Below are 22,526 nucleotides of genomic sequence, written 5' to 3' on the forward strand. Positions count from 1 at the left end.
GAGCGCAGCGAGGCGGGAGGGGGACGGGGTCCTTTTTCTGAGAACCTGTCCGCGTGCGGACACGACGCGGCCCTGCTCTGCCCACCTCGCTCGTCGTGGCCGTCGCGGTGCTGGCCGGCTGTTCCGGCAGCAGCGAGGACGACGTGCGCGCTGCTGCGCAGGCGTTCCTCGACGACTGGGCGGCGGGCCACACCGCCGCGGCCGCGCAGGGCACCACCGATCCCGGAACCGCCACCGCGCTGCTCGAGCAGACCGCCGGCGACCTTCCCGGCGCCGTCCTGGACGCGGAGCTGGGCGAGGTGGTCGTAGAGGACGGCACCGCCACCGTCGGCTGGACGGCCACGTGGGCGCTCGCCGCGGCGCCGGGGTGGAGCTACGAGGGCACCCTGCGGCTGCAGGAGGGCGAGGACACCTGGCAGGTCGTCGCGGAGCCGGCGATGGTGCACCCGGAGCTGGGGAAGGGGCAGCACCTCGAGCTCAGCCGCACGCTCCCCGAGCGCGCGGTGATCACCGACGCCGCCGGGGCGCCGCTGTTCACGCCGACGGAGGTGGTCAACGTGGGCGTGGATCCCGGTCAGGTCACCGATCTGCCGGCGCTGGCCGCGGCCCTCTCCGCGGCCACCGGCATCGCGGCGGAGGAAATCATCGCCGACGCCCAGGCTGCGCCGGAGGGGCAGTTCGTCCCGGTCATCTCGCTGCGCCGTCCCGCGTTCGAGGAGATCCGCGCCCAGGTGTACGACCTGCCGGGGGCGGTCTTCCCCACCGAGACGCGGATGCTCGCGCCCACCTCCACGTTCGCCTCGGCGCTGCTCGGACGGGTGGGACCCGCGACGGCGGAGATCCTCGAGGAGGCCACCGCCGACGGGCAGCCCCGGTACGCCGCCGGCGATCAGCTCGGCGTGTCGGGCCTGCAGCGGGCCTTCCAGGAGCAGCTCACCGGCGTCCCCGGTTTCGCCGTCTCCGTCGTCAGCACGGACGCGCCGACGGGCGACACCGGGCGGGAGATCGCGTCGGTCGAGCCGGTCCCGGGGGAGCCGGTGCAGACGCCGCTGGTCCCGGCGATCCAGAACGCCGCCGACGCCGCCGTGGCCGGCGAGTCACGGCCGACCCACCTGGTCGTCGTCCGCCCCGGGACGGGCGAGATCCTCGCCGTCTCCTCCAACGAGGCAGCCGCCGCCGGCAACGCGCTGACCGGGCAGTACCCGCCCGGGTCCAGCATGAAGACGATCACGGCCACGGCCCTGCTCTCGGCCGCGCTCACCCCGTCGACCCCGGTGCCCTGCCCGGCGACGACGAGCGTCGAGGGGCGGGAGTTCGAGAACCAGGACCAGTTCGATCTGGGCACGGTCCCGTTCACCGAGGCCTTCGCCCGGTCGTGCAACACCACGTTCATCCAGCAGGGGCTCCAGCTGCCGGACCCCGCACTCGCCGACGCGGCGGCCGCCTACGGCGTGGGAACGGACTGGGAGCTGCCGGTCGACATCTTCAGCGGCAGCGTCCCGCGCGACAGCGCCGGCACCACCAGGGCGGCCGACGCGATCGGGCAGGGAGAGGTGCTGATGAGCCCGGCACAGCTGGCGCTGGTCGCCGCCGGCATCGCGAGTGGCACCTCGGCCGCCCCGGTGGAGGTGCTGGGTGCCGAGCCCGCCGGGCCAGCACCCGCGGGGCCCGCGGCCGGGGTGCTGGACGGGCTGCGGCCCATGATGCGGCAGGTCGTGCTGACGGGAACCGCGCAGGCGCTGACCGACCGGGGTGAGGTCTACGGCAAGACCGGCACCGCCGAGTACGGGACCAACACCCCACCGGACTCGCACGGCTGGTTCATGGGCTACCAGCTCGCCGGCCCGGCCGGCGACATCGCCTTCGCCACGCTGGTGGAGGGCGGTCAGTCCAGCAGCGCCGCGGTGGCCGTCACCGACGCCTTACTGGGCAACCTGGGCTGACCAAGGCTCCGTCCCAGGTCCCGCCGCGAGCGTGGGAACGTGCTGGAGCGGCGCTCTGCAGGGTCCCGCCGCGAGCGTGCGAGTGGTGGGGGAAGAGGGGTCCTCTTACTGCTGCAGGCCCGGGAAGGCGCGGGTCACCGGCGGCTGCCCGGCCGCGGTCCGCCAGCCCACGGCGCGGACCTCGGCGGCGCTGAGCACCTCCATCGCCAGTGCCCGGGTGGACCGCTCGACGGCCCCGTCCACGACCCGCACCCAGGCCGCTGCCACGCCGCCCTCCAGGACGGCGGCGAGGGCGGCTGCGTCGACGGCGGACAGCACCGGGAACGGCAGGGCGTAACCGGCCTCCGGCAGTACCGGGTCGGCACCCCGCTCACCGAGCAGGGCGATCAGCGCGTCGCGGATGCCGCGGTGCGCGTCCTCGGCGGCGACCGCGGCCGCACGGGCATCCGTGGGCAGCGCGGCGCCGACCACGCCGTACCCCCAGACTGCGGCGTGCGCCGCGGCCAGGGCGTCGCTCAACGCAGCGTTCTCGGTGGCCATCGGGGTGTTCTCGTCGTCAGCCACGGCAGTTCTCTCTCATGCCAGGAGGGCCTCGTGTCCGCGCAGGCCTGCTGCGATGGAGGCGAGCAACGCCGCTCGCGCACCGGTCTGGTCCAGGGCGGCGGTCGCGTGCGAGGTCGCGGCGACGGCGACCTGCGTCCGCAGCCACGCCTGCCCCTGGCCGGGCGCGGGGGCGCCCGGAGGGGCGGTGGCCGAGGACGTGCTGTCAGGGGCTGCGTCCCGCAGCCGATCGAGCTGCTCCCCTGCCTGGTCGGCCAGTGCGCCGGCCGCCGCCGCGAGGGCAGGGTCGGCCTGGAAGGCGAGGTCGTAGGCCTGGACCAGGGTCTGCTGCACGGCGACCTGGGCTGCCAGCCCGTCGGCCTGCTCGTCGGTGACGGCGTTCCGCTCGTCGGCCGGCGACGACGACGTGCAGCCGGTGACCGCGACCGCCAGGCCGGCCGCGGACACGGTGAGCAGCGTCCGGCGGGTGAACGTCCGTCGGCCGAGGGCGGGGCTGGGAGGCATCACCAGCCATCCTCGCAGCCAACCGCTCCCGCAGCCGCTCGTGCGGCGGGTCCGGCGTGCCGGGACCACTGCGCCATCACCGTGGTGCCCATCCGCCGCACCGGCCCCGCCGACCGCTGGTGCCCGCGCGGTGCGGCGGCCCTGCGCCGGGCCGGTGGTGCGGGGTGGGCGGTAGCCTGGGCACTTCCCCTCGACTCCGGTCCGCGACGCAGGTCCACGGCGCCGGACCCGAGGATGTGCGCACGGCATCGTGCGCTCGAGCGAGCCTGAGGAGGCAAGCGTGTCCGCCTCTCGCGGAATCCAGCGCAGCGACCCGGCCACCGCCCGTCTGGCCGGCTGGATCGAGCCGGTCGTCGCCGATGCCGGCTACGACCTGGAGGAGCTGGTGGTCACCCCCGCGGGCCGGCGCAGCGTCGTGCGCGTGGTGGTGGACCGCGACGCAGGTGTGACCCTCGACGACATCGCCGAAGTCAGCCGGGCCGTCAGCGAGGTGCTGGACCGCAACGACGACGGCATGGGCCGCACGCCGTACGTGCTGGAGGTGACCAGTCCCGGCGTCGACCGGCCGCTCACCGAAGCGCGCCACTGGCGACGCAACACCGGCCGGCTGGTGGCCGTGGCTGCCGGCCCGGCGGGCACCACCGAACAGCTCACCGGTCGGATCACCGCCGTGGAGGACTCGGGAGTGACGCTGGCGGTCGAGGCCAAGGGCAAGCCAGGAGCGAAGAAGCGCCCGCCCGAGCCGCGGCTGGTGCCGTGGGCGGAGCTGGGCGCCGGGCGGGTGCAGGTGGAGTTCACCCGCGCCGGCGACAACGACCACGACGAGATCGCCGACGACGACATCGCGCAGGACGACGCCGCTGAGTTCGGGAACCTGGACGGGGCCGAGCTCGCGGACGACGACGGAGGAGACAAGTGAACATCGACGTCACGGCGCTCAAGGCGGTCGAGCGCGAGAAGGGCATCCCGGTCGACACGGTGATCGAGGCCCTCGAGACCGCGCTCGTGACGGCGTACCGGCACGCCGACGGAGCGGCCAAGCACGTGCGCGTGCACGTGGACCGCAAGAGCGGCGAGGTGGCCGTGCTGGCGCAGGAACTCGGGCCCGACGGGGAGGTCGTGCGCGAGTGGGACGACACCCCCACCGACTTCGGCCGGATCGCCGCCAGCACCGCCAAGCAGGTCATCGTCCAGCGGCTGCGGGATGCCGAGCACGAGCAGACCTTCGGCGAGTACGCCGGCAAGGAAGGCGACATCGTCAGCGGGATCGTCCAGGCCGACCAGCGACGCAACGCCAGCGGGATCGTAATGATCGACATCGGCAAGGTCGAGGCAGTGCTGCCGTCGCCCGAGCAGGTGCCGGGCGAGAGCTATCCCCACGGCAGCCGGATCAAGGCCTACGTGGTGGCCGTGTCCCGCACCTTCCGCGGTCCTCAGGTCACCGTGTCGCGCACGCACCCGACCCTGGTGCGCAAGCTCTTCGCCCTGGAGGTTCCCGAGATCGCCGACGGCAGCGTCGAGATCGTCGCGGTCGCCCGGGAGGCGGGCCACCGGTCGAAGATCGCGGTGCGCACCACGGTGCCCGGGCTCAACGCCAAGGGGTCCTGCATCGGGCCCATGGGCCAGCGGGTCCGCAACGTGATGAGCGAACTGCACGGCGAGAAGATCGACATTGTCGACTGGTCGGACGACCCGGCATCGTTCGTGGCGTCGGCGCTGAGCCCCGCGCGAGTGAGCAGCGCGCAGCTCGTCGACGCTCAGGCCAAGGCGGTGCGGGTGGTCGTCCCCGATTACCAGCTGTCGCTGGCCATCGGCAAGGAGGGGCAGAACGCCCGCCTCGCCGCCCGGCTCACCGGCTGCCGCATCGACATCCGCAGCGACGCCCAGACCGAGGACGCCGGCGCAACCCCCTCGCCGGGGATCGGCCGCCCGCCGCTGCGGACGGCGCCGGTGGCTCACCCGACCGGGGGACGCAGCGGCGCTCCCGGAGGCCGCTCCCCGGCTCCGGGGGGCGGCTCACGCACCGCCCCGCGCCGGGCGGAACAACGCGGCCCGGCCACGCGCTAGAGTTGCAGATGGCCGAAACGTCGGATCCGGTCCGCACCTGTGTGGGGTGCCGGAAACGGGCGTCGGTCGACGACCTGCTGCGCGTCGTCGTCGTGGCCGGGGACCTCGTCCCTGATCCACGTCGGCGCCTTCCCGGTCGCGGTGCCTCGGTGCACCCGACCGCGGAATGCCTGCGCGCGGCGGAGCGACGCCGGGCCTTCTCGCGGGCGCTGCGCACCAGCGCCCCGGTGGAGGTCGGTCCGCTCCGGTCCTTCGTCCTCGGCGCCTCCTCGGAGGTGTCGGGGGGTAGGACCGGATCGGGCGACAGCAGTTCTCAGTCGGACCGGCACCAGGCCGGTCCGCACGTCGACAGGACACCGTCGGATGACTCAGCCGTGAAGTTCTCACGATGACCATGCGCCACTAACGACGAGGTCGAGCGGGCAAGCCGCCGGCCTCACCAAGAGGAGACCCGTGCCAGGCAAAGCCCGCGTACATGAACTCGCCAAGGAGTTCGGTGTCGACAGCAAGACCGTGCTCGCCACGCTCAAGGAGCAGGGCGAGTTCGTGAAGTCCGCGTCCTCCACCGTCGAAGCCCCCGTGGCCCGGCGGCTCCGTGAGGCGCTCGGCGCCGCCACCGGCGGCGGCAACGGTGGGGCCGCGGCCGCTCCGGCCCCCGGTGCTCCGGCCCCCAAGCCGGCCCCATCCGCGCCCGCCGCGCCCGCCGCGCCTTCGGCGCCGGCCGCTGCCGCCCCGTCGGCCCCCGCTCGGCCCGCGGCTGCCGGTCCACGGCCCGGCCCCCGTCCGCCCGCGCCCCAGGCTCCCGCGCCCCAGGCTCCGGCTGCCCAGGCTCCGGCGCCCCAGGCTCCGGCTGCCCAGGCTCCGGCTGCCCAGGCTCCGGCTCCGCCGCAGCAGCCAGCCGCTCCGCGTCCGGCCGGTCCGCGGCCCGGCGGTGCCGCTCCTGGTGGGGCGGCTCCCGGTGGTCCGCGCCCCGGCCCGCGTCCGGCGCCGCGTCCCGGTAACAACCCCTTCAGCAGCGCTCCTCGTCCGGCGCCCGCCGCCGGTGGCGCGCGTCCCGGCTCGGCAGCGGGCGGTCCCCGTCCTGCGCCGGGCGCCGGCGGCCCGCGTCCGGCGCCCGGTGCCGGTGGTCCGCGTCCCGCGCCCGGTGGCCCGCGTCCCGGCCCCGGTGCCGGTGGTCCGCGTCCGGCCGCTGGCCCCGGTGGTCCCCGCCCGAACCCGGGCATGATGCCGCAGCGTCCGTCGCCGGGCATGATGCCCGGCCGTCCGGCTGGTGGCGGCCGTCCCGGTGGCGGCCCCGGTGGTCCCGGTGGCCGTGGCCGCCCGGGTGGTCCCGGCGGTGGCGGTGGCGGTGGCTTCCGCCCCGGTGGCGGCGGCGGTGCCCCTGGTGCCGGCGCGCCCGCCGGTGGTGGCTTCCGTGGTGGCGGCGGTGGCCGTGGGCGTGGTCGCGGTGGTTCGGGTGCCGGCACCGCTGGTGCCTTCGGCCGTCCCGGCGGCCGGGGTCCGGTCCGTGGCCGCAAGAGCAAGAAGCAGCGGCGTCAGGAGTTCGACTCGATGGCGGCGCCCAGCATGGGCGGCGTCAGCCTGCCGCGCGGCAACGGGCAGACCGTCCGGCTGCCCCGCGGCGCCTCGCTGACCGACCTGGCCGAGCGCATCAACGCCCAGCCGGCCGCGCTGGTCACCGCCCTGTTCCACCTGGGCGAGATGGTCACCGCGACGCAGTCGGTCAACGACGAGACGCTGCAGCTGCTCGGTGCCGAGATCGGCTGGATCATCCAGGTCGTCAGCCCCGAGGACGAGGACCGCGAGCTGCTCGAGACCTTCGACCTCACCTTCGGTGACGAGGAGGGCGACGAGGAGGACTGGTCGTCCCGTCCGCCGGTCGTGACCGTCATGGGTCACGTCGACCACGGGAAGACCAAGCTGCTGGACGCGATCCGCGACGCCAACGTCGTGGCACGCGAGGCCGGCGGCATCACCCAGCACATCGGCGCCTACCAGGTCGTCACCGAGCTGGACGGCAACGAGCGGCCGGTCACCTTCATCGACACCCCGGGTCACGAGTCGTTCACCGCGATGCGTGCCCGCGGCGCGAAGGTCACCGACATCGTCATCCTGGTCGTCGCGGCCGACGACGGCGTCATGCCGCAGACGGTCGAGGCGCTCAACCACGCCCAGGCCGCCGAGGTCCCGATCGTGGTCGCGGTGAACAAGGTGGACAAGGAGGGGGCCAACCCCGCCAAGATCCGCCAGCAGCTCACCGAGTACGGCCTCGTGGCCGAGGAGTACGGCGGCGAGACCATGTTCGTCGACGTCTCGGCGATCACCCGCCAGGGCATCGACGACCTGCTCGCGGCGGTCCTGCTGACCGCCGACGCCTCGCTGGACCTGCGCGCGAACACCGAGCAGGACCCGCAGGGTGTCGTGATCGAGGGCAAGCTGGACAAGGGCCGTGGCCCCGTCGCCACGGTGCTGGTCCAGCGCGGCACGCTGCGCCAGGGCGACTCGATCGTGGCCGGCGACGCCTACGGTCGCGTCCGGTCGCTGCTCGACGAGCACGGCAACAAGCTGAAGGAAGCCCTCCCGGCCCGCCCCGTGCAGGTCGTCGGGCTCACCTCGGTGCCCCGTGCCGGCGACACCTTCCTGGTGGTCGACGAGGACCGGGTGGCACGGCAGATCGCCGACCGTCGCCAGGCCCGCATCCGCAACGCGCAGAACGCCTCCATGCGCAAGCGGATCAGCCTCGAGGACCTCGACGCCGCGCTCAAGGAGACCCGCCAGCTCAACCTGATCATCAAGGGCGACAACTCGGGCACCGTCGAGGCGCTCGAGGAGGCGCTGATGAAGATCGAGGTCGACGACGAGATCTCGCTGCGGGTCATCCACCGCGGGGTCGGCGGGATCACCAAGAGCGACATCGACCTCGCGCTGGCCGATGACGTCATCGTCCTGGGCTTCAACGTCCGCGCCGAGGGTCAGGCCACCGAGCTCGCCAACCGCGAAGGGGTGGACGTCCGGTACTACACGGTCATCTACCAGGCGATCGACGAGATCGAGGCCGCCCTCAAGGGCATGCTCAAGCCGGTCTACGAGGAGGTCCAGCTCGGTACGGCGGAGGTCCGTGAGGTCTTCCGGGTGCCGAAGATCGGCAACGTCGCCGGTTCGCTGGTCCGCAGCGGCACGATCGTCCGCAACTCGAAGGCCCGTCTCATCCGCGACGGTGCAGTGGTCGCCGACAACCTGTCGGTGGATTCCCTCCGCCGGTTCAAGGACGACGCGACCGAGGTCCGCGAGGGCTACGAGTGCGGTATCGGCCTGGGGTCGTTCAACGACATCAAGGTCGACGACGTGATCGAGACCTTCGAGATGCGTGAGAAGCCGCGCGACTGACGTCCGCACCTGAGTGGGTACCGCCGCGGCCGGGGAGCACGTCCCCGGCCGCGGCGTGCCCGCCTTAGGGGCAGGAGAGGGGAGGGTGATCCGGTGTTCACCGGCTCGCTGACCGTGGACCTGCTGCTGGGTGACGTCCACTCGCTGAAGGGCAAGCGCGCCGTCGTCCGGCCGATCGTGGCCGAGCTGCGACGCCGCTTCGCCGTCGCCGCCGCCGAGGTGGGTGACCAAGACCTGCACCGCCGCGTGCAGGTCGGTGTCGCCACCGTGGCAGGGGACGCCGGCCAGGTCACCGACGTGCTGGATGCCTGTGAGCGGTTGCTGGCCGAGCGGCCGGAGGTGACGCTGCTGGCGACCCACCGGCAGCTGTTCAGCGACACCGATTGAAGAAGGACCCCCGTGCCCCCCACGCCTCGCCAGCTCGGCGCGGGCCCCTGCACGGGGGCCGTTCCAGCCACGAACCTTGGAGGTCCCTGATGGCCGATCCGGCCCGCGCCCGCAAGCTGGCGGTGCGCATCCGTCAGATCGTCTCCGCCGCGATCGAGTCCCAGATCAAGGACCCCCGCCTGGGCATGGTGACCGTCACCGACGCCCGCGTCACCAGTGACCTCCGCGAGGCGACGGTCTTCTACACCGTCTACGGCGACGACACGCAGATCGCCGACTCCGCCAAGGCGCTGGCCAGCGCTACCGGCGTGCTGCGGTCGACCGTCGGGAAGCAGACCGGGATCAAGTTCGTGCCGTCCCTGGCGTTCGTCGCCGACATCGTCCCGGACACCGCCCGTGAGCTGGAGGAGGCGCTCGAGCGCGCCCGGCACGCCGATGCCGAGCTGGCCCGCGCCCGCGAGGGTGCCAGCTACGCCGGTGAGGCGGACCCTTACCGCAAGCCTGCGGACGGCGAGGACGACGAGGAGTCCGCCCCGGATCCGGCAGGGCCTGCCGGTGACCCGTCCGGCGAGGACCCCGTCGAGAGCAGGAGCGCACGGTGAGCGAAGTCGACCCGGATCCGTACGAGCCGGAGCAGGGGCAGGGCCGGTCGGTCCTGGGCGGCGCCCCCGTTCCCGACGAGGGCGACCCGACCGACGGCGGCAGGGGCGGCCAGATCGGCGAGGTGCCCAGCATCGCCGCCGACGAGCCCGACGACGGTGGTCCCGGCTACCCGGTGGGCGGCGGCGACATCACCGAGCACCAGGGCGGTCGGCTGGCCGACCCCGACCCGGGCGCGTGAACCCCGCGATCCCTGACGGGCGCACGGCCGGTGCGCTGGTGACGGCCATCCGGTCCGCGGCCGCGGTGCTCGCCGAGGCCGCGCGGTCCCGCGCGACCGTCGTCCTCTCCGGTCACGTCCAGCCCGACGCCGACGCGCTCGGCAGCACCCTGGCGCTCGCCGACGGCCTGCGCCGGCGGGGGGCACGGGTGCTGGCGACCTTCCCGGGTCCCTTCACGCTGCCGGCCTCTCTCGGCTGGCTCCCGGGCGCCGAGGGGCTGGTGCCCGCCGATGCCGTGCCGTCGTCGCCCGACGTCTTCGTCAGCCTCGATGCGGCGTCCCCGTCGCGGCTGGGTGAACTGGCGCCCCTGCTGGACCGCGCGGCCACCTCGGTGGTCGTCGACCACCACGCCAGCAACCCCGGGTTCGGGCGGGTGCGGTTGGTCGACCCCACCGCACCCGCCACGGTGACGCTCGTCGCCGACCTGCTCGACGGTATGGGTGTGCCGCTGGACGCACAGCTGGCCACGTGCCTGTACGCCGGCCTGGCGGCGGACACCGGCTCGTTCCGCTTCGGCAGCACCCGGCCCGAGACGCACGAACTCGCGGCGCGCCTGCTCAGCACCGGCATCGACCATGCGGCCATCAGCCGCCGCCTGTTCGACACGGCGCCGTTCGGCTGGCTCGGCCTGCTCTCGGTGGTCGCCGGGCGGGCGACGCTGGAACCCGAGGTCGGCGCCGGCCTGGTCTGGACCTGGTCCAGCACCGCCGAGGCGGCCGAGCACGGCCTGCCCGGCGAGCAGCTGGAGGCGCTGGTCGACGTCATCCGCTCGGCCGAGGAGGCCGACGTGGCCTGCGTTCTCAAGGGTCAGGACGACGGCTCGTGGTCGGTGTCCCTCCGCTCGCGGGGGGCCACCGACGTGGCCCGCATCGCCATGGCGCTGGGCGGCGGTGGCCACCGTGCAGCGGCCGGCTACACCTCCCACCTCCACCGCGAGGGCACGGTCGCCACTCTGCGGGCAGCGCTCCACAACCTGTCGGCCTCCGGCCGACCATGACTCCGCGGTCCTCCGGACCGCACCGCGGCCAGGAGTCGTCCCCGACCGCCGCTGAGCCGGATCCGGCAACCGGATCGGGAGGCCTCCGGCCCCCGCGATCCGATTCCCCTTCCGTCCTGGGGCTCGCCGTCCCGGCGCTGGTCGTGCTGGCGGCGGAGCCGCTCTACCTGCTGGTGGACACGGCAGTCGTCGGCAACCTCGGCACCGTGGCGCTCGGCGGCCTCGCCGTCGGCGGCGGTCTCCTGGCGTGGGCGGCGGCGCTGCTGAACTTCCTGGCGTACGGCACCACCGCCCGGGCCGCCCGCCGGGCCGGGGCCGGTGACCGGCAGGGCGCCGTCCAGGAGGGAGTCCAGGCCACCTGGCTGGCGCTCGCGCTGGGTCTGCTGGTGCTCGTCGCGTTCCAGCTCCTCGCCGGCCCGCTCACCCGGGTGCTGGCCGGCGGTGCGGGGCCGGTGGCCGAGGCGGGGGAGCGGTGGCTGCGGGTGGCCGCGCTCGGCGCCCCGCTCCTGCTGGTCTCGCTGGCCGGCAACGGCTGGCTGCGCGGGGTGCAGGAGCTGCGCCGGCCGGTGCGCTACGTCGTCGCCGGCAGCCTGCTCAGCCTCCTGCTGTGCCCGCTGCTGGTGCACCAGGCCGGCCTCGGGCTGGTCGGCTCGGCGGTGGCCAACGTCGCCGGGCAGGCGCTGACCGCCGCGCTGTTCCTGCGAGCGCTGTCCGCGGAGGGGGTGGCGTGGGGCGCGCGCCCGCGGGCCATCGTGCGGCAACTGGTCATCGGCCGGGACCTGCTCCTGCGCGCGGCGGTCCTCCAGCTGGCCTTCCTGGTGGCCGCCGGTGTCGCCGCCCGCGCCGGCGCGGCCGCCCTCGGGGCGCACCAGATCGCCCTGCAGCTGTTCTTCTTCCTGGCGCTGGTGCTCGACGCCTACGCCATCGCCGCGCAGACCCTGGTCGGGCAGGCGCTGGGAGGAGGTCGCCCGGACGATGCCCGGAGCACCGCCCGGCGGGTCACGGCATGGGGGCTGGGCACCGGGTGCCTCGTGGCCGCTGTCCTCCTGGCCCTGCGGGACGTGGTGCCGCCACTGTTCACCGACGATCCGGCGGTGCTGGCGCAGGCCGCCGTCGTCTGGTGGTTCCTCGCTGGCTTCCAGCCGCTGGCGGGGGTGGTCTTCGCCCTCGACGGCGTGCTGATGGGCGCCGGGGACGTCGGGTACCTGCGCACGCTCACGATCGGCGCCGCGCTGGTCGGGTTCCTGCCGCTGTCGCTGCTGTCCGCGCCGTTGGGCTGGGGCCTGGCGGGCGTGTGGACGGGGCTGACACTCTTCATCGCGCTGCGCCTGGTCGGGGTGCTGGCCCGGGTGGCGGGTGATCGCTGGACGGGCGCGCCTGAGACGGTTGCCGCATGAGTACCGCGAGAACGGCGCCCGAGCGAGCATCGCAGGGAGATGCCCGGAGCCGGCAGGGAGTGAGCATCGCAGCGAACGCCAGCGAGCGAGGAGCGGAGCGAGCGCGGAAGCGACGGCCCGCATGGACCCAGGGGCGGAACGAGGGCGGAGTCGAGCAGTGAGTCGCCGTCCCGATGCCGATGTCCCGCCCGGCCTGCTGCTGGTGGACAAGCCCGGCGGCATGACGTCCCACGACGTCGTGGCCCGTGCCCGGCGGGCGCTGTCGGTGCGCAAGGTCGGGCATGCCGGGACGCTCGACCCGATGGCGACCGGGCTGCTGATCCTGGGTGTGGGCGCCGCGACCAGGCTGCTCGGGCACGTCGGTGGCCATGGCAAGACCTACCAGGCCACGATCCGGCTCGGCCAGGCGACGGTCACCGACGACCGCGAGGGCGAGGTGCTGACCACCACGCCGGCCGCGCACCTGGACGACGACGCCGTCCGGTCCGCGCTCGCCGCGCAGACCGGACCCCTGCAGCAGGTGCCCTCGACGGTCAGCGCCGTCAAGGTGGACGGCCGCCGGTCCTACGACCGCGTGCGGGCGGGGGAGACGGTGGAGCTGGCCCCCCGGTCGGTCACCGTGCACCGGCTCGAGGTGCACCGGATCACCCGGCCGACCCCGGACCTCGTGGACGTGGACGTGACGGTCGACTGCACCGCCGGCACCTACATCCGGGCCATCGCGCGCGACGTCGGCGCAGGCCTGGCTGTCGGCGGTCACCTGACCGCGTTGCGCCGCACCGCCTCGGGGCCGTTTCCGGTCGCCGATGCCCGCGTGGTGGAGGACGCGGCGGCCTCGCTCGTGGCCGGCGGCGGGCCGGGGTTCCTCGCGCTCACCGAGGCCGCCCGGCTCGTCTTCCCCGAGCGACGGCTCACCGCCGAGGAGGCCCGGGCGCTCTCCTACGGCCAGCGCATCCCGGCGACCGGGGCCGGGGGCCTGCACGCCGCCGTCGACCCCGACGGCCGGCTGGCGGCGCTCGTGGAGGATGCCGGCAGCACCGCCCGGGTGGCGGTCGGCTTCCCGCCGTCCTGACCGGGTGGCGGCCCGGCGGCACGGCTCCGATGCCCGGCCCCGGGCGCTACCGCCGGGCCGAGCGGGCGATGCGGGCGGCGGCCACCCCGGCGCCGAAGCCGTTGTCGATGTTCACGACCAGCACCCCCGGTGCGCAGGCGGTGAGCATGGTGAGCAGCGCGGCCAGCCCGTCGAACGCGGCGCCGTAACCCACCGACGTCGGCACCGCGACCACGAGTCGGTCGGTGAGCCCCGCCACCACGCCGGGGAGGGCACCGTCCATCCCGGCGACGACGACCACCGCGTCGGCCTCTGCCAGGTCGGGAACGACGGCCAGCACCCGGTGGATCCCGGCCACACCGACGTCGTCGACCCGGCGGCAGCCCACCCCGCACGCCAGCAGGGTGGCGGCGACCTCGGCCGCCACCGGGCCGTCCGAGGTCCCGGCGCTCAGCACCAGGACCTCGCCCACGGGCTCGGGCAGCGGGCCGACGACCGCGCACCGGGCCTGCTCGTCGACCACCGCCTCCGGCCAGCGGTCGCGGATGGCCGCGGCCGTGGCGTCGTCCACCCGGGTCGCCCACGCCGGGCGGACGCCGCCGTCGAGCAGCCCTGCCAGGCAGGCCACGGTCTCCGCCGGTGTCTTGCCGGCCGCGAACACCACCTCTGGCGTGCCGGTGCGTGTGGCCCGGTCCACGTCCAGGCGGGCGAAGCCGAGATCGACGGTGCGGTCGGAGGTCACCCGCCCAGGGTGCCGCACCGGCGGTTGACCGTCGCGCCCGCCGGGAAGGGGAGAGCCATGAGCGTCGTGAAGATGAACGCGATCACCGTGCCCGAAGACAAGCAGGAGCGTTTCGAGGAGCGTTTCCGCGGGCGCGCGGGAGCCGTCGAGAGCACGCCGGGGTTCGAGTGGTTCGAACTGCTGCGTCCGCTGGAGGGCACCGACCAGTACCTGGTCTACACCCGGTGGAGCAGCCAGGAGGCCTACGAGTCCTGGCAGTCGAGCCAGGACTTCGACCGCGCCCACGCCGGCGGCGGCGACACGCTCGCCTCCGCCGCCTCGCACTCGGCGCACGTCTGGACCTACGAGGTGCTCGAGTACGCCGGGCCGAAGGCCAACCAGGAGAACCAGGTCTGACCGGGGTTACTGTGACGGCGCCGGTCCCGCGCCCCGCGAGGCCGGTGCACCGGCCCAGCGCGCCGCCGGACCGGTGCCATGACACAGCACGCCCAGGTGGGAGCCATGACCGACACGCTCGCCGACAGCCGTACCTCCTCGCGGATGTTCCTCGCGGACGTGCCGGTGGTCGTGGAGGACGTGCAGCGCCGTTCCACCACCGAGCGCGCGGAGGTGCTGGCCGATCCCGGCTTCGGCCGGCAGTTCACCGACTCCATGTTCGTGGCGCGGTACCGCGAAGGTGAGGGCTGGTACGACGCCCGGCTGACGCAGTACGGCCCGCTACCGCTCGATCCGGGCACCGCCGCACTGCACTACGCGCAGTCGATCTTCGAGGGGCTCAAGGCCTACGCCCAGCCCGACGGCAGCGTGGCGACCTTCCGCCCCGAGGCCAACGCTGCCCGATTCATCCGCAGCGCCGAGCGCCTGGCCATGCCACCCGTGCCCGAGGAGGCGTTCCTCGCCGCCGTCGACGCGCTCGTCGACGCCGACCGCGACTGGGTGCCCACCGGCCCCGACCAGACGCTGTACCTGCGCCCGTACCAGCTGGCCAGCGAGTCCTTCCTGGGCGTCCGCCCGGCGCACGAGTACCTGTTCCTCGTCATCGCGAGCCCGGCCGGCGCCTACTTCCCCCGCGGGGTCCACCCGGTCTCGGTCTACGTGTCCGAGGACTACGTGCGGGCCGCGCCCGGGGGCACCGGCGACGTGAAGTGCGCCGGCAACTACGCCGCCAGCCTGCGTCCGCAGCAGCAGGCCAGCGCGCTCGGGTGCGACCAGGTGGTCTACCTCGACGCCGTGGAGCGGAAGTACATCGAGGAGCTGGGCGGGATGAACCTGTTCTTCGTCCTCGGGTCGGGCGAGGACGCCGAGCTGGTGACTCCCGAGCTCTCCGGCACCCTGCTCCCCGGTATCACCCGCGACTCGTTGATCACCGTCGCGCGTGAGCTGGGCCACCGGGTGACCGAGCGGAAGGTCAGCCTGGAGGAATGGCGGCAGGGGGTCGCCGACGGGACGGTCACCGAGACCTTCGCCTGTGGCACCGCCGCGGTCATCACGCCGGTCGGTGAGGTCAAGGCCCGTACCGGTGACTTCGCCGTCGGCGACGGGACGCCGGGCAGCCTCACCATGCGGCTGCGGGAGGCACTGCTCGACATCCAGCACGGGCGGGTGGCCGACACGCACGGCTGGCTGCACCGGGTCTCCTGACCGGAACCGGTCGCATGCTGCGCTGGCGGGGGCTGGAGGCCACCCCGGGGGATCTCGGCCGCTCGGTGGTCACCATCGGGATGTACGACGGCGTCCACCGCGGCCACCAGAAGCTCATCGGGGCCGCCGTCGCTCGGGCGCGGGCGATGCGCCGTCCCTGCCTGCTGCTGACGTTCGACCCGCATCCGGCCGAGGTGGTGCGCCCGGGCTCCCACCCGGCGATCCTCACCGCGCTGGACCGCAAGGCCGAGCTCGTCGCCGGTCTCGGCGTGGACGCCATGTGCGTGCTGCCGTTCACCCCCGAGTTCAGCCGCCTCGTGCCGGAGACCTTCACGCACACCGTGCTGGTCGAGCGCCTGCACGCCGCCCAGGTGGTGGTGGGGGAGAACTTCACCTACGGGCACAAGGCGGCCGGGAACACCACTTCCCTGGCCGAGGAGGGGCGCCGGTTCGGCTTCTCCGTCGAGGGCGTGCCCCTGGCGCAGGACTCCTCCGACGCCGGCGAGGTCACCATCTCCTCCACGTACATCCGGGCCTGCATCGCTGCGGGGGACATGGAACCGGCGGCCCGCGCGCTGGGCCGGCCGCACCGGGTCGACGGCGTCGTCGTGCGCGGCCACCGGCGCGGACGTGAGCTCGGGTACCCGACGGCCAACGTGGAGACCGCCCCGTTCACCGCCATCCCGGCCGACGGAGTCTACGCCGGCCACCTGGTGACCAGGCACGACGACGGCACGAGCGGCGAGCGGCTGCCGGCCGCGATCTCGGTGGGCACCAACCCGACGTTCGAGGGCACCCGGCGCACGGTCGAGGCGTTCGCGCTGGACTACAGCGGCGACCTCTACGGCGAGCACGTCGGGGTGGAGTTCGCCGCCCGGCTGCGCCCGATGGCCGCCTTCGACGGGGTGGAGGCGCTGCTGGCCGCGATGGCGCAGGACGTGTCCGCCACGCGGAGCGCCCTGGGAATGCCCGCCCGTGTCGCGACGAGTGGGGCCGGAGGCCACCCGAGGAGCGACGGGACGGGCTCGACGTCACCGGGGGACGGTTCCTGACCGCGGTGTCGTCCGAGGACGACGTCGGACATGGCCTCGGGCGCCCACTGGGCACGACCGTGCTACCGCCGCTGGTAGCCTCGTGGCAGCCGGTACTCCCGGCGTGTGTGCAGCCTGCCCCCGTGAACCAGACCGGGGACCACACGTGACCCGCCCCAGGAGGCGAACCATGGCGCTGGACAGCGCGCTCAAGCAGCAGATCATGACCGAGTACGCGACGGTCGAGAAGGACACCGGTTCGCCCGAGGTGCAGGTCGCGATGCTGACCCGCCGGATCAGCGACCTCACCGAGCACCTCAAGATGCACAAGCACGACCACCACAGCCGGCGGGGTCTGCTCCTGCTGGTCGGCCGGCGTCGCCGGCTGCTGAACTACCTGGCGAAGACCGACATCAACCGGTACCGCTCGCTCATCGAGCGGCTCGGCCTGCGCCGCTAGTACGACGAGGGGGCCGTCCCGGTTCACACCGGGACGGTCCCCTTCCTCGTGCGGCACCCGCCGCACGGGGAGAACCGGCCCGCCGCCGGACGCGCCCTCCCCGGGCCGGTCCTCGGTAGTGGCTCCCGGGATGTATCGGTTCCCCGGAGAGGGGAACGACACCGCCCGAGGGCTTCGATCGAGCACCGGTCGCCCCGGACGCAGGACGGCGAGAGGCCGTCAGAGGAGTCGCAGGTCGGCACGAGGCCGATGCGACGAGAAGAGAGAAGGACACATGTCCGCACCCACCACCACCGGCAGCATCGCCGCCGAGTTCGACCCCGAGGACGGGGTCACCACCGCCACCGCGGTCATCGACAACGGCAGCTTCGGCAGCCGCAGCGTCACCTTCGAGACCGGCCGGCTCGCCCGTCAGGCCGCCGGCTCCGTCGTCGTCACCATGGGCGACACCATGCTGCTCTCGGCCACCACGGCCGGCCGGCAGCCGAAGGAGCAGTTCGACTTCTTCCCGCTGACCGTCGACGTCGAGGAGCGGATGTACGCCGCCGGGCGCATCCCCGGCTCGTTCTTCCGTCGCGAGGGCCGCCCGTCCGAGGACGCGATCCTCACCTGCCGCCTGATCGACCGCCCGCTGCGCCCGACCTTCGCCAAGGGCCTGCGCAACGAGGTCCAGGTCGTCATCACGGTCATGGCGCTGGACCCCGAGCACCTCTACGACGTGCTCGCGATCAACGGCGCCTCGGCGTCCACCCAGTTGTCGGGCCTGCCGTTCTCCGGCCCGGTCGGCGGCACCCGCGTCGCCCTGATCAACGGCCAGTGGGTCGGGTTCCCGACCCACGCCGAGCTCGAGGACGCCGTCTTCGACATGGTCGTGGCCGGTCGCGTGCTCCCGGACGGCGACGTCGCGATCATGATGGTCGAGGCCGAGGCCACCGAGAAGACGATCGAGCTGGTCGCCGGTGGCGCCCCCGCTCCGACGGAGGAGGTCGTGGCCCAGGGCCTCGAGGCCGCCAAGCCGTTCATCAAGGCGCTGTGCGAGGCGCAGGCCGCCGTCGCCGAGAAGGCCGCCAAGCCGGTCGCCGAGTTCCCGCGCTTCCTGGACTACCAGGACGACGTCTACGCCGCCGTCGAGGCACAGGTCGGCGACAAGCTCGCCCAGGCGCAGCAGATCGCCGGCAAGCAGGAGCGCGAGGATGCCACCGACGCGCTCAAGGACGGGGTCAAGGCCGCGCTGGCCGGCCAGTTCGAGGGCCGCGAGAAAGAGATCTCCGGAGCCTTCCGTGCGCTCACCAAGAAGGTCGTCCGCCAGCGCATCCTGCGCGACAAGGTCCGTATCGACGGCCGCGGACTGACCGACATCCGGCCGCTGTCGGCCGAGGTCGAGGTCATCCCGCGGGTCCATGGCTCGGCGCTGTTCGAGCGCGGCGAGACCCAGATCCTGGGTGTCACCACGCTGAACATGCTCCGCATGGAGCAGCAGCTGGACACGCTGTCGCCGGTGAACCGCAAGCGCTACATGCACAACTACAACTTCCCGCCCTACTCCACCGGGGAGACCGGCCGCGTGGGCTCGCCCAAGCGCCGCGAGATCGGCCACGGCGCGCTCGCCGAGCGGGCGCTCGTTCCCGTGCTGCCCGACCGCGAGGAGTTCCCCTACGCCATCCGGCAGGTCTCCGAGGCGCTCGGATCCAACGGGTCCACCTCGATGGGCTCGGTCTGCGCCTCGACGCTGGCCCTGCTCAACGCCGGTGTGCCGCTGAAGGCCCCCGTCGCCGGCATTGCCATGGGTCTGGTCTCCGACGAGGTCGACGGCAAGACGGAGTACGTCGCGCTGACCGACATCCTCGGGGCCGAGGACGCCTTCGGTGACATGGACTTCAAGGTCGCCGGCACCAAGGAGTTCGTCACGGCCCTGCAGCTGGACACCAAGCTCGACGGCATCCCCTCAGACGTCCTCGCCGGTGCGCTGACCCAGGCCCGCGCGGCCCGGCTGCACATCCTCGACGTCATGGGCGAGGCCATCGACGGCCCCGACGAGATGAGCCCCTACGCCCCGCGGGTCACCACGGTGCGCATCCCGGTCGACAAGATCGGCGCGGTCATCGGTCCCAAGGGCCAGATGATCAACGCCATCCAGGACGAGACCGGCGCGGACATCACCATCGAGGACGACGGCACGATCTACGTCGGCGCGTCCGACGGCCCCTCGGCCCAGGCCGCGGTGGACCGGATCAACGCCATCGCCAATCCGCAGATGCCCAAGGTCGGCGAGCGCTTCCTCGGCACGGTCGTCAAGACCGCGCCGTTCGGCGCGTTCGTCTCCCTGCTCCCGGGCAAGGACGGCCTGGTGCACATCAGCAAGCTCGGTGGTGGCAAGCGCATCGCCAAGGTCGAGGACGTCGTCAACGTCGGCGACAAGCTGCAGGTCGAGATCACCGACATCGACGCCCGCGGCAAGATCAGCCTCGCGCCGGTCGCCGCCGAGGGTGCGGACGCCCCCGCCGAGGCTCCGGCCGACGCCGCTCCTGCGGGTGACTGATCACGACTGATCTGATCCGGCCCGGGGCGGGTGCTGACGCACCCGCCCCGGTTCCCGTGGGGACGACCGCGCTGCTGGACCTCGACGAGGTCGGCGGCCGGGTGGAACGTACCGAGCTGACCGGCGGGCTGCGGGTGCTGACCGAGACCATGCCGGGGGTCCTCTCGGCGACCCTGGGCATCTGGGTCGGAGTCGGCTCCCGGGACGAGACGCCGGCCGTGGCCGGCTCGTCGCACTTCCTCGAGCACCTGCTGTTCAAGGGGACCTCCGCGCGCAGTGCGCTGGAGATCGCGACGGCCATGGACGCCGTCGGCGGTGAGATGAACGCGTTCACCGCCAAGGAGCACACCTGCTACTACGCGAACGTGCTCGCCAGTGATCTGCCGCTGGCCGTGACGCTGCTGGCCGATCTGGTCACCGACGCCACGAACACCGCGGCGGACCTGGAGTCCGAGCGGACGGTGGTGCTCGAGGAGATCGCGATGCGCGACGACGAGCCCTCCGACGCCGTGCACGACCTCTTCGCCGAGACCCTTTTCGGCGACACGTCGCTGGGCCGCTCGGTGCTCGGCACGGTGGAGTCGATCGAGGGGCTCACCCGCGACGACGTCGACGGCTGGTACCGCTCGCGCTACACCGCCCCCTCCATCGTGGTGACGGCGGCCGGACGGGTGGACCACCAGCAGGTCCTGGACCTGGTGACCGCCGCGTTCGGGGACCGGCTGGCCGGGGCCGCTCGCCCGGCACCGCTGCGCACCGGTGACGTGGAGCTCGTGCGGCCGGCCCGGTCCACCGGGCTGATCTCGCGCCGGACCGAGCAGACGCACCTGCTGCTGGGCAACCCCGCGATGGGGCGGCACGACGAGCGACGCTACGTGGCCGCCGTCCTCGACGCCGCGGTCGGTGGCGGCATGAGCTCGCGGCTGTTCCAGGAGATCCGGGAGAAGCGCGGGCTGGTCTACAGCGTCGGTTCCGCGCTCACGCACTACGCCGGCGCGGGGGCGTTCTCCGTCTATGCCGGCTGTTCCAAGAAGCGGGTACCCGAGGTCCTCCGGTTGGTCCGGGAGGAGCTCGGCCGCGTGGCCGCCGACGGGCTGACCGGCGAGGAGGTCGCCCGGGCGCGCGGTCAGCTCAAGGGCGGCCTGGTCCTGGGGCTGGAGGACACCGGCTCGCGGATGAGCCGGCTCGGCAAGAGCGAGCTGTCCTACGGCGAGTACGTGCCGGTGCGCGATGTGCTCGTGCGGATCGAGGCCGTGGACGAGACGCAGGTGCGGTCGGTCGCGGCGGAGCTCTTCGGCCGGGAGACCTGCCTCGCCGTCGTCGGGCCCTACCGCGAATCCGACCTCGACCGTCTCTGACGTCCGGGGTGGGTGCTGCCGGCGGGGTTCCGGCCCGGGTCGCGTTCGGGCTCGTCGTCCTGGTGTCGCTGGTGGTGCTGTTCGCGCCGGCGTCCGGTGTGCCATCGGGGCCGCCGGGGACCGACAAGGTGGTCCACGTGCTGCTGTTCGCCGCGCTGGCGGTCAGCGGCCGGTGGGCAGGCGTACGGGCGGCTCCGCTGGCGGCTGCGCTGCTGTCCTACGCGGCCGCCAGCGAACTCCTGCAAGGGCTGACCCCGCTGGCCCGGTCCATGTCGTTCCTGGACCTGGTCGCTGACGCGATCGGCGTCGTCGTGGGACTGCTGGCATGGCGCCGGGCCACTCGTCGGCCGCGTTGATCCCCGAGCTGTCTTGCGTCCCGGCCCCGGGCCGGGAAATCTGATCGGGTGACCACCAGCGCGACCGACCAGCAGCCCGCTCCCGCCAACCGCGCATCCGCGCTGATCCCGGTGGGGGTGCTCGGCGCGCGGGGCCGGATGGGCACCGAGGTGGTCAAGGCGGTGAACGACGCCGAGGACCTGGAGCTCGTCGCGATGGTCGACGACGGCGACTGGCTGTTCAACGTGGCCGACGCCGGTGCCCAGGTCGTCGTGGACTTCACCCGGCCCGACGTCGTCATGGACAACATCCGCTTCTGCATCGACAACAACATCCACTGTGTGGTCGGTACGACCGGTTTCGACGAGTCGCGGCTGGCCACCGTCGCCGAGTGGCTGGAGCCCAAGCCCGAGGTCGGTGTGGTCATCGCCCCCAACTTCGGCATCGGCGCCATCCTGCTCATGCGCTTCGCCCAGGAGGCGGCGCGGTTCTTCCCGTCGGTGGAGATCGTCGAGCTGCATCACCCCAACAAGGTGGACGCGCCCTCGGGGACGGCCGTGCGGACGGCCCGGCTCGTGGCGTCCGCACGGCGCGCGGCCGGGCTGCCGGCCTCGCCCGACGCGACCACCGACTCCCTCCCGGGCGCGCGTGGGGCGGACGTCGAGGGTGTGCCCGTGCACGCCGTGCGTCTGACCGGACTCGTCGCACACCAGGAGGTCCTCCTGGGTGCGGCGGGGGAGACCCTGACACTGCGGCACGACTCCTACGACCGGGCGTCCTTCATGCCGGGTGTGCTGCTCGCCGTCCGGGAGATCAGCCGCCGGCCGGGCCTGACGGTGGGCATCGAGAACTTCCTCGGCCTCTGAAAGGACCCCGCGTCCCCCCTTCCCTCGCGAGCTCGGGCGGGACCCTGACGCGGGGCCGTTCCAGCCCGTCACCGGGGCGTGGCGGGCGTCACGGGGGCCGGGTTTGACCGGGGTCGGGGGGCGGTGTAACTTTCTCTTTGCGCCGCGCGGCCCGCAAGGGCCGCCGGACCAGCCCCCGGTAGACGGGCTGCTGGAAACCGGCGTAGAGTTGGACATCCAGCCAGGGACGGAGCCCGGAAGGGTCGAGTTTCTGCGCGTCCGCTCCTTGAGAACTCAACAGCGTGCCGAAAGTCAGTGCCAAGTAATACCCCGTGTCATGGCTCTTGTGGTTGTGGCAGGGATTCCTTTGGTTGATTGATATCGCGAGTGTCAGCTCGC

Annotated in this window: 22 protein-coding genes and 1 pseudogene; 20 read left to right on the forward strand and 3 right to left on the reverse strand. The window is 73.6% G+C overall.

What is annotated here, in order from left to right:
• Positions 1–53: 53 nt before the first annotated feature.
• Entirely contained in the window at positions 54–1,943 is a 1,890-nt protein-coding gene (locus QOZ86_RS14930; protein ID WP_284492767.1) for a penicillin-binding transpeptidase domain-containing protein, read from the forward strand.
• 105 nt (positions 1,944–2,048) lie between these two features.
• On the opposite strand, the gene QOZ86_RS14935 is transcribed toward QOZ86_RS14930, so the two are convergent.
• Together QOZ86_RS14935 and QOZ86_RS14940 are read right to left on the reverse strand one after the other, a co-directional pair.
• Positions 2,049–2,507, reverse strand: coding sequence for a ferritin-like domain-containing protein (locus QOZ86_RS14935; RefSeq protein ID WP_284492768.1), 459 nt, complete (start codon positions 2,505–2,507; stop codon positions 2,049–2,051).
• Between the two features lie 12 nt (positions 2,508–2,519).
• Entirely contained in the window at positions 2,520–3,008 is a 489-nt protein-coding gene (locus tag QOZ86_RS14940; RefSeq protein WP_284492769.1) for a hypothetical protein, read from the reverse strand.
• A gap of 280 nt (positions 3,009–3,288) precedes the next feature.
• Between QOZ86_RS14940 and rimP the strand changes: the two genes are divergently transcribed.
• From rimP to truB, 11 genes and pseudogenes are all read left to right on the forward strand, one after another.
• Positions 3,289–3,927 carry a ribosome maturation factor RimP gene (rimP, locus tag QOZ86_RS14945; protein ID WP_284492770.1) on the forward strand — a complete coding sequence of 213 codons (639 nt, stop codon included), beginning with the start codon at positions 3,289–3,291 and terminating at the stop codon, positions 3,925–3,927.
• Positions 3,924–5,075: a transcription termination factor NusA gene (nusA, locus tag QOZ86_RS14950; RefSeq protein WP_284492771.1), complete on the forward strand. Its 1,152-nt coding sequence runs from the start codon at positions 3,924–3,926 to the stop codon at positions 5,073–5,075. The genes rimP and nusA overlap by 4 nt, the downstream gene beginning before the upstream one ends.
• An 8-nt stretch (positions 5,076–5,083) precedes the next feature.
• Positions 5,084–5,467, forward strand: coding sequence for a YlxR family protein (locus tag QOZ86_RS14955; protein ID WP_284492772.1), 384 nt, complete (start codon positions 5,084–5,086; stop codon positions 5,465–5,467).
• A 61-nt stretch (positions 5,468–5,528) separates the two neighbouring features.
• Positions 5,529–5,672 (forward strand): annotated as a pseudogene (locus QOZ86_RS14960) (translation initiation factor IF-2 N-terminal domain-containing protein); the annotation flags it as partial.
• Positions 5,673–6,626: 954 nt separating this feature from the next.
• Entirely contained in the window at positions 6,627–8,462 is a 1,836-nt protein-coding gene (gene infB / locus QOZ86_RS14965) for a translation initiation factor IF-2 (RefSeq protein ID WP_284492789.1), read from the forward strand.
• 93 nt (positions 8,463–8,555) lie between these two features.
• Entirely contained in the window at positions 8,556–8,849 is a 294-nt protein-coding gene (locus tag QOZ86_RS14970; protein WP_284492773.1) for a DUF503 domain-containing protein, read from the forward strand.
• Positions 8,850–8,938: 89 nt separating this feature from the next.
• Entirely contained in the window at positions 8,939–9,451 is a 513-nt protein-coding gene (rbfA, locus tag QOZ86_RS14975) for a 30S ribosome-binding factor RbfA (RefSeq protein ID WP_284492774.1), read from the forward strand.
• Positions 9,448–9,690 carry a hypothetical protein gene (locus QOZ86_RS14980; RefSeq protein ID WP_284492775.1) on the forward strand — a complete coding sequence of 81 codons (243 nt, stop codon included), beginning with the start codon at positions 9,448–9,450 and terminating at the stop codon, positions 9,688–9,690. The genes rbfA and QOZ86_RS14980 overlap by 4 nt, the downstream gene beginning before the upstream one ends.
• A 38-nt stretch (positions 9,691–9,728) precedes the next feature.
• Positions 9,729–10,727 carry a DHH family phosphoesterase gene (locus QOZ86_RS14985; RefSeq protein WP_284492776.1) on the forward strand — a complete coding sequence of 333 codons (999 nt, stop codon included), beginning with the start codon at positions 9,729–9,731 and terminating at the stop codon, positions 10,725–10,727.
• Positions 10,728–10,870: 143 nt separating this feature from the next.
• The gene (locus QOZ86_RS14990) at positions 10,871–12,124 is read left to right on the forward strand and encodes an MATE family efflux transporter (RefSeq protein WP_284492777.1); all 1,254 of its coding nucleotides are present in this window, start codon (positions 10,871–10,873) and stop codon (positions 12,122–12,124) included.
• Between the two features lie 157 nt (positions 12,125–12,281).
• Positions 12,282–13,196 (forward strand): tRNA pseudouridine(55) synthase TruB, encoded by a 915-nt coding sequence (gene truB / locus QOZ86_RS14995; protein WP_284492778.1) that lies wholly within the window; start codon positions 12,282–12,284, stop codon positions 13,194–13,196.
• A gap of 46 nt (positions 13,197–13,242) precedes the next feature.
• On the opposite strand, the gene larB is transcribed toward truB, so the two are convergent.
• Positions 13,243–13,917, reverse strand: coding sequence for a nickel pincer cofactor biosynthesis protein LarB (gene larB / locus QOZ86_RS15000; RefSeq protein WP_284492779.1), 675 nt, complete (start codon positions 13,915–13,917; stop codon positions 13,243–13,245).
• A 57-nt stretch (positions 13,918–13,974) separates the two neighbouring features.
• On the opposite strand from larB, the gene QOZ86_RS15005 reads away from it, so the two are divergent.
• From QOZ86_RS15005 to dapB, 8 genes are all read left to right on the forward strand, one after another.
• A complete protein-coding gene (locus QOZ86_RS15005) occupies positions 13,975–14,313 on the forward strand; it encodes an antibiotic biosynthesis monooxygenase family protein (protein ID WP_284492780.1) in 339 nt (112 codons plus the stop codon).
• Between the two features lie 105 nt (positions 14,314–14,418).
• A complete protein-coding gene (locus QOZ86_RS15010) occupies positions 14,419–15,558 on the forward strand; it encodes a branched-chain amino acid aminotransferase (protein ID WP_284492781.1) in 1,140 nt (379 codons plus the stop codon).
• A gap of 14 nt (positions 15,559–15,572) precedes the next feature.
• On the forward strand, positions 15,573–16,610 hold the full coding sequence (locus QOZ86_RS15015) for a bifunctional riboflavin kinase/FAD synthetase (protein WP_284492782.1): 1,038 nt from the start codon (positions 15,573–15,575) through the stop codon (positions 16,608–16,610).
• A 169-nt stretch (positions 16,611–16,779) separates the two neighbouring features.
• Complete coding sequence (rpsO, locus tag QOZ86_RS15020) at positions 16,780–17,049, forward strand: 30S ribosomal protein S15 (protein WP_284492783.1); 270 nt, start codon at positions 16,780–16,782, stop codon at positions 17,047–17,049.
• Positions 17,050–17,323: 274 nt separating this feature from the next.
• A complete protein-coding gene (locus QOZ86_RS15025; protein ID WP_284492784.1) occupies positions 17,324–19,588 on the forward strand; it encodes a polyribonucleotide nucleotidyltransferase in 2,265 nt (754 codons plus the stop codon).
• 56 nt (positions 19,589–19,644) lie between these two features.
• A complete protein-coding gene (locus QOZ86_RS15030) occupies positions 19,645–20,946 on the forward strand; it encodes a M16 family metallopeptidase (protein ID WP_284492785.1) in 1,302 nt (433 codons plus the stop codon).
• Between the two features lie 8 nt (positions 20,947–20,954).
• A complete protein-coding gene (locus tag QOZ86_RS15035) occupies positions 20,955–21,302 on the forward strand; it encodes a VanZ family protein (protein WP_284492786.1) in 348 nt (115 codons plus the stop codon).
• Between the two features lie 48 nt (positions 21,303–21,350).
• Entirely contained in the window at positions 21,351–22,148 is a 798-nt protein-coding gene (dapB, locus tag QOZ86_RS15040) for a 4-hydroxy-tetrahydrodipicolinate reductase (protein WP_284492787.1), read from the forward strand.
• The last annotated feature ends 378 nt before the right edge of the window (positions 22,149–22,526 follow it).

The organism is Blastococcus capsensis, from assembly GCF_030165005.1.
Lineage (GTDB): Bacteria > Actinomycetota > Actinomycetes > Mycobacteriales > Geodermatophilaceae > Blastococcus > Blastococcus capsensis.

What these genes read in the sequence shown, in the direction of transcription:
- QOZ86_RS14940 (WP_284492769.1), bottom strand. Translation starts at nt 3,008, where the DNA reads ATGCCTCCCAGCCCCGCCCTCGGCCGACGGACGTTCACCCGCCGGACG.
- QOZ86_RS14955 (WP_284492772.1), top strand. Translation starts at nt 5,084, where the DNA reads ATGGCCGAAACGTCGGATCCGGTCCGCACCTGTGTGGGGTGCCGGAAA.
- infB (WP_284492789.1), top strand. Translation starts at nt 6,627, where the DNA reads ATGGCGGCGCCCAGCATGGGCGGCGTCAGCCTGCCGCGCGGCAACGGG.
- rbfA (WP_284492774.1), top strand. Translation starts at nt 8,939, where the DNA reads ATGGCCGATCCGGCCCGCGCCCGCAAGCTGGCGGTGCGCATCCGTCAG.
- QOZ86_RS15005 (WP_284492780.1), top strand. Translation starts at nt 13,975, where the DNA reads ATGAGCGTCGTGAAGATGAACGCGATCACCGTGCCCGAAGACAAGCAG.
- QOZ86_RS15010 (WP_284492781.1), top strand. Translation starts at nt 14,419, where the DNA reads ATGACCGACACGCTCGCCGACAGCCGTACCTCCTCGCGGATGTTCCTC.
- QOZ86_RS15015 (WP_284492782.1), top strand. Translation starts at nt 15,573, where the DNA reads ATGCTGCGCTGGCGGGGGCTGGAGGCCACCCCGGGGGATCTCGGCCGC.
- rpsO (WP_284492783.1), top strand. Translation starts at nt 16,780, where the DNA reads ATGGCGCTGGACAGCGCGCTCAAGCAGCAGATCATGACCGAGTACGCG.
- QOZ86_RS15025 (WP_284492784.1), top strand. Translation starts at nt 17,324, where the DNA reads ATGTCCGCACCCACCACCACCGGCAGCATCGCCGCCGAGTTCGACCCC.